Source organism: Pseudomonas sp. P5_A2_2 (genome assembly GCF_054177685.1).
Window position 1 is genome coordinate 104,638 of sequence record NZ_JBGCUL010000002.1, and the last position, 8,387, is coordinate 113,024.

Sequence of the window (8,387 nt, forward strand, 5' to 3'; positions counted from 1 at the left end):
CCGCCTAGGCTAAGACCAAGCGGGCAGCCCCAAAGGTTTAAAAACGAATGAATGCTCTTGCCCGCCGCGCCGCAGGCCTGCTGCTCAGCACAGTTTGCCTACCCCTTTCGGCCCTGGCCGCCGACCCGCAACCCACCCACGAATTCACCCTCGACAATGGCCTGAAGGTGGTCGTGCGTGAGGACCACCGTGCGCCCGTGGTGGTTTCCCAGGTCTGGTACAAGGTCGGCTCCAGCTACGAGACGCCGGGTAATACCGGCCTGTCCCACGCTCTGGAACACATGATGTTCAAGGGTAGCGAGAAGGTTGGCCCTGGCGAAGCCTCGCTGATCCTGCGCGACCTCGGCGCCGAAGAGAATGCATTCACCAGCGACGACTTCACCGCGTACTACCAGGTGCTGGCCCGGGATCGCCTGGGCGTAGCCTTCGAGCTGGAAGCCGACCGCATGGCCAGCCTGCGCCTGCCGCCCGACGAGTTCGCCAAGGAAATCGAAGTCATCAAGGAAGAGCGTCGCCTGCGCACCGACGACAAGCCGATGTCCAAGGCCTACGAGCGCTTCAAGGCCATGGCCTACCCGGCCAGCGGCTACCACACGCCGACCATCGGCTGGATGGCCGACCTTGAACGGATGAAAGTCGAAGAACTGCGCCACTGGTACGAAACCTGGTACGTGCCCAACAACGCCACGCTGGTGGTGGTTGGCGATGTCACCCCGGACGAAGTCAAAACCCTGGCCCAACGCTACTTCGGCCCGATCGCCAAGCGTGAAGTGCCCGCCGCGAAAAAACCGCTGGAACTGGCCGAGCCGGGCGAGCGCCAGATCACCCTGCATGTGCAGACCCAACTGCCTAGCCTGATGCTGGCCTTCAACGTGCCAAGCATCGCCACCACCGACGACAAACGCCTGGTCAATGCCCTGCGCCTGATCTCGGCGCTGCTCGACGGCGGCTACAGCGGACGCATCCCGACGCAACTGGAGCGCGGAGAAGAACTGGTGTCCGGCGGCTCGTCGAGTTACGACGCCTACACCCGTGGCGACAGCCTCTTCACCCTGTCGGCATCGCCAAACTCACAGAAACACAAGACCATCGCCCAGGCGCAAGCCGGATTGTGGAAGCTGCTCGACCAGCTTAAAACCACGGCGCCAACCGCTGAAGAGCTGGAACGGGTACGCGCACAAGTCATCGCCGGCCTGGTCTTCGAGCGTGACTCGATCACCAGCCAGGCCACCGCCATCGGCCAACTGGAAACCGTCGGCCTGTCATGGAAGCTGATGGACACCGAACTGGCCGATCTGGAAAGCGTCACGCCGCAAGACATCCAGAAAGCCGCCAAGCTGTATTTCACCCGCGAACGTCTCAGCGTCGCCCATGTACTGCCTCTGGAGACGACTCATGAGTGAGCGTAAACCCTCTCGCCTGGCCCTGATCGGCCTGGTCGCCGTTGCCGTTTTCGGTTCCGCCGCGTTCTATTTGTCGCGTTCTGGCGAAACCAGTGCCAGCGAAGCCCTGGACAAGGCCAAGGCCAGCCAGAAACTGCAATCGCTGACCGAACTCAACGGCAAGGCACCGGGCCACCGCCAGCTGGACGTACAAACCTGGAGCACTGCCGAAGGTGCGAAAGTGCTGTTCGTCGAAGCCCATGAGCTGCCGATGTTCGACATGCGCCTGATCTTCGCCGCCGGCAGCAGCCAGGACGGCGATGCACCGGGCGTGGCGGTGTTGACCAACGCCATGCTCAACGAAGGCGTGGCCGGCAAAGACGTCGGTGCCATTGCCCAGGGTTTCGAAGGCCTGGGCGCCGACTTTGGCAACGGTGCCTACAAGGACATGGCCATCGCGTCGCTGCGCAGCCTCAGTGACCGGGACAAGCGCGAGACGGCCTTGAAGCTGTTCGCCGAAGTCGTCGGCAAACCGACCTTCCCCGCCGACTCGTTTGCCCGCATCAAGAACCAGATGCTCGCCGGTTTCGAATACCAGAAACAGAATCCCGGCAAACTGGCGAGCCTGGAACTGATGAACCGCTTGTACGGTGATCACCCATACGCACACGCCAGCGACGGCACGGCGAAAACCATCCCGGCGATTACCCAGGCACAGCTGCGGGCTTTCCACGAGAAAGCCTACGCGGCCGGTAACGTGGTGATCGCACTGGTCGGCGACCTGTCCCGCGCGGAAGCCGAAGCGATTGCCGCCCAGGTGTCCAGCGCCCTGCCCAAAGGCCCGGCGCTGGCGAAAATCGCGCAACCGGTCGAGCCCAAGGCCAGCGTCGGCCATATCGAGTTCCCGTCCAAGCAGACCAACCTGATGCTCGCGCAATTGGGCATCGACCGCGACGACCCGGACTACGCGGCGTTGTCCATGGGCAACCAGATTCTCGGTGGCGGCGGCTTCGGCACCCGTCTGATGAGCGAAGTGCGCGAGAAGCGTGGCCTGACTTACGGCGTGTATTCGGGCTTTACCCCGATGCAGGCGCGCGGCCCATTCATGATCAACCTGCAAACCCGCGCCGAGATGAGCGAAGGCACCCTGAAACTGGTGCAGGATGTGTTGGCCGACTACCTTAAAACCGGCCCGACCGAAAAAGAGCTGGACGACGCCAAGCGCGAACTGGCCGGCAGCTTCCCGCTGTCCACCGCGAGCAACGCCGATATCGTCGGTCAGCTGGGCGCCATCGGTTTCTACAACCTGCCGCTGAGTCACCTGGAAGACTTCATGCAACAGTCCCAGGCCTTGACCGTCGAGCAGGTCAAAGCCGCCATGAACAAACACCTGGGCACGGACAAGATGGTCATCGTCAGCGCTGGCCCGACCGTGCCGCAAAAGCCGTTACCGGCCCCTACTGATAAACCTTCCGAGCAGCCGCTCGGGGTTCCGGAGCATTAATGGCCCATCCTAAAAAACCCGCCAAAAACGTCCATAACGGCGTGAACCAGCTGCGCATCATCGGCGGCGAATGGCGCAGCCGGAAGCTGAGCTTCCCCGACGCCCCTGGCCTGCGCCCGACGCCGGATCGCGTGCGTGAAACCCTGTTCAACTGGCTCGCGCCTTACGTGCCGGGCGCCAAGGTGCTCGACCCGTTCACCGGCAGCGGCGCGCTGTTCCTTGAAGCACTGTCCCGTGGCGCGGCCATGGGTCAGGCGCTGGACGCCAGCAGTATCGCGGTGTCCAGCCTGAAAGAGCACCTGGGGACGCTGCGGTGCACCAACGGCCAGGTCCAGACTGCCGATGCCCTGCGCTACCTGGAAACCCAGACCGCGACGGCCTACGACCTGGTGTTCCTCGACCCGCCATTCAACCAGAACCTGCTGCCCGCCGTTTGCAAGTTGCTCGAAGAGCGCCAATGGCTGGCCGAAGACGCCTGGGTGTACACCGAAAGCGAGTCGGCGCCGTCGACCCTGGGCCTGCCGGAGAACTGGCGCCTGCACCGGGAGCAGAAATCCGGACGCGTGTATTACTCGTTGTGGCAGCGCAACGCCTGACATTTCAGCGAGACGACTGCCCCAGCCTGGTTGTGAGGTGCACTACATAGTTACCACCTGACGCCCTTACGGATCATCCACAGTGGTTTGCGCAATTACCTGCAAACCACTGAGGATGAACACGGATGAACATCTCCCGCAGCCTATTTATGCTGCCCTTTATCGCCTGGCTACCGCTCATGGCCAGCGCGGCGACACCCCCCGCGACGCAAGACTTCGTACTGGACAACGGCCTCAAGGTTATCGTGCGCGAGGACCATCGCTCGCCCATCGTTACCGCCCAGCTCTGGATCAAGGTCGGTGCAAGCTACGAGCCTCCCGGCCAGTCCGGCCTGTCCCACGCCCTCGAACATATGGTCTACAAAGGCAGCAGCAAGGCCTGCGCCGGAGAGTTCGCGGCGATACTGAAAAAACTGGGCGCCAGCGAAAACGCATTTACCGGCACCGATTTCACGGTCTTTTACCAGACACTGCCTTCCGGCCGCACTGGCGTCGCTTTTGAAATACTGGCCGATCTGATGAGTACGGCCGAGCTGGATGCACAGGACTTTACACAGGAGCTCAAGGTCATTCAGGAGGAGCGTCGGATGCACTTTGATGATGAAATCATCGCGCTGGCTCAAGAACGACTGAACAGCATCGCCTACCCGGCCAGCGGCTACCGAACCCCGACAATCGGCTGGATGCACGACCTGCAACGCATGAATGCCGTGCAATTGCAGCAGTGGTATCAGGCCTGGTATTCACCGGACAATGCGACGCTGGTAGTCGTTGGCGATGTTGCACCTGAGCGGATCAAGACCCTGGCACAGCAGCACTTCGGCCACCTTGAGCGACGTGCGACACCTGTGGCGCCTACCCCTGTCGAGCTGGCTTCTGCCGGAGAACGGTCACTGACCCTGTATGCACCCATAGCATCCCCGCGCCTGATCATGAGTTTCAACGCGCCCAGCCTGACCACGGCACCGGATCATCGGACCGCCCATGCCCTGCGCCTGCTCGATATGTTACTGGCCGGGTCCAGTAGCGCGCGGATCAAACAGCAACTGCAACTGGGCGAGGCGATATTCACCGAGGCCGACTCAGCGTACGACGCCTTCAATCGCGGCGATTCGTTACTGACCATCAGCACCCAGCTCAACCCGGACAAGCTCAGTGACGCTGACGAAGCCCTCGCCCGCCTGTGGCAAGTGATCGAATCACTGAAGAGCAAGGCACCGGAACCGGCAGAACTGGAGCGCGCGAAAAACCTCCTGATCGCTAACTCGGTTTATGCGCAGGATGATCTGGAAGAACAGGCCAACACCTTGGGCCTGCTGGAAACCATCGGCCTGGACTGGCGGCTGGCCGATCAGGATACCGATGAGCTGAACAAGGTCACCCCCCTGGATATTCAACAGGTCGCAAAGACTTACCTGACGCGTGAGCGCCTGAGTACCGCGACAATCTTGCCGGAGAAAAACAATGGATAAGCTCAAAGGCCTCATCAGTGGATTGATCCTGGCCGGCATGCTGTTGAGTGCGCAGGCCCCTGCCGTTGCAACCACGGCGCCCCAGAAACCAGTGCTGCAATCGCTCAATGAACCACAGACTCCGGCGACCCAGCGCACGCTGTCGATCAAGGGTTACAAAACGCTCAGTGGAACGAAGATCCTGTTCATCCACACCCCTGGCCTGCCAATGTTTGATGCCTTGGTGAGTTTTGCTGCCGGCAGCGCCCACACCCCGCATCAACCCGGCCTGGCCGCGGTCACCTATAGCCTTTTGAATGAGGGCGTAGCTGGCAAGGACGTCAACGCCATACAGGCGACGTTCGACAATCTGGGTGCCAGGATGGGTATGGATATCAGCCAGGACCGGACCTGGTTTTCCCTGCGTAGCCTGAGTGACGAATCACGGCGCGCTCCAGCCCTGGAACTGTTTGCCCAGGTACTCGGCAAGCCGCTGTTGCCGCAAGAGTCCCTGCCTACGGTGAAATCCCAATTGCAGTACTTTCTGGACCTTGAAGATCAGTCCCATGCCGCTCAAGCCCGACAAGCGAACCTCGGTCAGTTGTTTCCCGAGCACGGTTATGCTCAGTCCTTCTACGGAACCAGGGCCGGACTGACCTCCGTCACCCGCACCCAGGTGCAAGACTTTTATCGCGAGGCTTATGCCGCGGGCAATGCCCAGATCACACTGGTTGGTGACCTCACCGAGGAAGAAGCCCAGCGCATCGGTGCGCAGATATCCGCGGCCTTGCCCCTGGGACCGGCCACTGCCGCGATCCAGCCAGTGACAAGTCCGGCCGCTCCAGGTCTGCTACGCGTTGAGCGACCATCGACCCAGGCTTATCTACGCCTTGCCCAGCCAAGTGTCCTGCGAAACAGTCCGGACTACGTCGCGCTTCAGATGGCCATGCGGGTTTTCACCAACCGTCTGACCAATGAACTGCGTGAACGCCGAGGCCTGACCTACCACGTTGAAGCCGACCTTTCAGCCCTTCAGGCGCAGGGGTTACTGACCATTGATTTGCAGACCCGACCAGAGCAGGCCGATGCCGTGCTGGCCCATATCAAGACGATGTTCAACGACTTCCTCGCCCAAGGGCCGACCCAACAGGAACTCGAAGACATCCAACAGCAACTGACCGGTAGCGCGCCGTTGGGCAGCGCTACCAATGCGCAGATTCTGAGCCAGTTGTACGCCATCAGCGCCCACAATCTGCCGCTGGACCTCGACTTCGCCATGCAAGCCGCCTTGAAGCTGAACCTTGTATCAATCAAAAGCGCACTCAACCGGCATTACCACGCCGACCAATGGCGCGCTGTCATCCTGGGGCCGAAGACAGATCAACAACCGCTGCCGGCTCCAAGCGAAAGCGCAACCAATTCCATGTGTCGCGCACCTGGCGAGATTGTGGCAAGTTAGAGAGCCATGATGACGCGGTTGCGGCGCTGTCCCGCCGCGTCTTCGGGCAGACTCATGAACACTTCCACCGAGAATGACTGTGCAATCGCACCCCACACTGGCCTCACCGCCGTCCTTTACCCCCGCCTTTGGCATCGGCAATCCGCACTTGCAAACCTTGTGGGGGCCTCTGTGGCGTAAAACCGTGCACATCGGCCGCGAACGCGAACGTCTCTGGCTTGAAGACGGCGATTTTCTCGATCTCGACTGGCACGGCCCGCACAGCGCCGACGCACCCTTGGTGCTCGTGTTGCACGGGCTCACCGGCTCCTCGAATTCGCCTTATGTCGCCGGCATGCAAAAAGCCTTGGGCGAGCGGGGTTGGGCCAGTGTCGCGTTGAACTGGCGCGGCTGTTCAGGCGAACCCAACCTGTTGCCGCGCAGCTACCATTCCGGCGCCAGCGAAGACCTGGCCGAAACCATCAGGCACTTGCGGGCCAAACGGCCTCTCGCTCCGCTGTATGCTGTCGGCTACTCATTGGGCGGCAATATCCTGCTCAAGCATTTGGGCGAAACCGGTACCGACAGCGACTTGATGGGCGCCGTGGCGGTGTCGGTGCCGTTCCGCCTGGACCACTGCGCCGACCGTATCGACCAGGGTTTCTCAAAGGTCTATCAGGCGCATTTCATGCGCGAGATGCTCGCCTACATCAAGAACAAACAGCGGCAGTTCCAGCATGACGGACACGAGGATGGCCTGGCCGCATTGGCCGCACTTGGCTCACTGGAAAACATGCGCACGTTCTGGGATTTCGATGGCCGGGTTACCGCACCGCTGAACGGCTTTGTCGATGCCGAGGATTACTATCGCCGCGCATCGAGCCGCTACTTCCTCGGCGAAATTCGCACCCCGACCCTGATGATTCAGGCGGCCGACGACCCCTTCGTATTTCCCCACAGCCTGCCGCACGTCGATGAATTGTCCGCCTGTACGCAATTTGAACTGCAAGCCAAGGGCGGGCACGTCGGATTCGTAGACGGCACGCTCAGGCAACCGGGTTACTACCTGGAACGGCGCATCCCCGAGTGGCTGGCCGCCGTGGCTCGCAAGTAAAGCCATGGTCAGCGATCAGGGCGAGTCGATTCATTTCTGGCAAACCGCACCACTGGCCGGGGTCGAGTTGTTGTCCGCCCGCTACATCGATCATCGTTTCGCGCMCCATGTGCATGACGGCTATGTGATCGGCATGATCATGGCCGGCGCCCAGCGTTATCGTTATCGCGGTGCCGAACACCTGGCGGGCAGCGGCACGCTGGTGCTGATCAACCCCGATGAATTGCACACCGGTCATAAAGGTACCGAGGATGGCTGGCTGTACCGGGCGTTTTATCCGGACAGCGGACAGATAACCTCGCTGCTGGCCGAACTCGAATTGCCGACCCACCACTTGCCGGCCTTCGGTGCCACGCTGTATCGCGATCAGGATCTGGTGAACGGTTTCTGCCAACTCCACCGCCTGCTGGAAAGCCCCGCCACCGCATTGCAGCAACAAACGGTCTGGCGCGAACTGGTGCTGTCGCTGTTGCAGCGTCATGCGGCGGTGCCCGATGCCGGCAAACCCGGCAAGGAACACCGGGCCGTGAGCCTGGCCAAGGAATTGCTGCAGGCGCAACTGGCAGCACCGCCCTCACTGGAGACACTGGCGGCGGCGGTCAATCTCTCGCCATTCCATTTCGCCCGAGTGTTCCGCCGCGCCACCGGCAYGCCGCCACACACCTGGCTGATGCAACAGCGCATCGCCCGGGCGCGGACGTTGCTGCAAAGTGGTTGTTTACCGCTGGAAGTCGCAATGCAACTTGGGTTTGCCGACCAGAGCCATCTGAGCCGGCAGTTCAAGCAAGTGTATGGGGTTGGGCCGGGGGCGTATCGCAGTGCAAAGCGGGGGACTTGAGGTTTAACAAGGTCTCACAAACACCATCCATCCCTGTGGGAGCGAGCTTGCTCGCGATGGCGGC

General features: G+C 61.5%; 7 protein-coding genes. All 7 read left to right on the forward strand.

The genetic code is table 11. From position 1 onward, the window contains the following. The first annotated feature begins 47 nt into the window (after positions 1 to 47). The 7 genes from ACXRVY_RS00835 to ACXRVY_RS00865 all read left to right on the forward strand — a co-directional run bounded on the left by ACXRVY_RS00835 (position 48) and on the right by ACXRVY_RS00865 (position 8,323). Complete coding sequence (locus ACXRVY_RS00835; protein ID WP_223456672.1) at positions 48 to 1,403, forward strand: M16 family metallopeptidase; 1,356 nt, start codon at positions 48 to 50, stop codon at positions 1,401 to 1,403. Next, positions 1,396 to 2,886: a M16 family metallopeptidase gene (locus ACXRVY_RS00840; RefSeq protein ID WP_223456670.1), complete on the forward strand. Its 1,491-nt coding sequence runs from the start codon at positions 1,396 to 1,398 to the stop codon at positions 2,884 to 2,886. The genes ACXRVY_RS00835 and ACXRVY_RS00840 overlap by 8 nt, the downstream gene beginning before the upstream one ends. Next, positions 2,886 to 3,482, forward strand: coding sequence for a 16S rRNA (guanine(966)-N(2))-methyltransferase RsmD (rsmD, locus tag ACXRVY_RS00845; RefSeq protein ID WP_223456668.1), 597 nt, complete (start codon positions 2,886 to 2,888; stop codon positions 3,480 to 3,482). The genes ACXRVY_RS00840 and rsmD overlap by 1 nt, the downstream gene beginning before the upstream one ends. 125 nt (positions 3,483 to 3,607) lie before the next feature. Continuing rightward, positions 3,608 to 4,954, forward strand: coding sequence for a M16 family metallopeptidase (locus ACXRVY_RS00850; protein ID WP_223456665.1), 1,347 nt, complete (start codon positions 3,608 to 3,610; stop codon positions 4,952 to 4,954). Beyond that, complete coding sequence (locus tag ACXRVY_RS00855; RefSeq protein WP_223456663.1) at positions 4,947 to 6,392, forward strand: M16 family metallopeptidase; 1,446 nt, start codon at positions 4,947 to 4,949, stop codon at positions 6,390 to 6,392. Before ACXRVY_RS00850 ends, ACXRVY_RS00855 begins: the two co-directional genes overlap by 8 nt. Before the next feature lie 73 nt (positions 6,393 to 6,465). Next, complete coding sequence (locus ACXRVY_RS00860) at positions 6,466 to 7,485, forward strand: hydrolase (RefSeq protein ID WP_411740675.1); 1,020 nt, start codon at positions 6,466 to 6,468, stop codon at positions 7,483 to 7,485. A gap of 4 nt (positions 7,486 to 7,489) precedes the next feature. Beyond that, positions 7,490 to 8,323 carry an AraC family ligand binding domain-containing protein gene (locus ACXRVY_RS00865; protein ID WP_458236951.1) on the forward strand — a complete coding sequence of 278 codons (834 nt, stop codon included), beginning with the start codon at positions 7,490 to 7,492 and terminating at the stop codon, positions 8,321 to 8,323. Positions 8,324 to 8,387 lie beyond the last annotated feature (64 nt).

Excerpts from the sequence above, each read along its gene's own strand:
- ACXRVY_RS00835 (WP_223456672.1), top strand. The coding sequence starts at position 48 with ATGAATGCTCTTGCCCGCCGCGCCGCAGGCCTGCTGCTCAGCACAGTT.
- ACXRVY_RS00840 (WP_223456670.1), top strand. The coding sequence starts at position 1,396 with ATGAGTGAGCGTAAACCCTCTCGCCTGGCCCTGATCGGCCTGGTCGCC.
- rsmD (WP_223456668.1), top strand. The coding sequence starts at position 2,886 with ATGGCCCATCCTAAAAAACCCGCCAAAAACGTCCATAACGGCGTGAAC.
- ACXRVY_RS00850 (WP_223456665.1), top strand. The coding sequence starts at position 3,608 with ATGAACATCTCCCGCAGCCTATTTATGCTGCCCTTTATCGCCTGGCTA.
- ACXRVY_RS00855 (WP_223456663.1), top strand. The coding sequence starts at position 4,947 with ATGGATAAGCTCAAAGGCCTCATCAGTGGATTGATCCTGGCCGGCATG.
- ACXRVY_RS00860 (WP_411740675.1), top strand. The coding sequence starts at position 6,466 with ATGACTGTGCAATCGCACCCCACACTGGCCTCACCGCCGTCCTTTACC.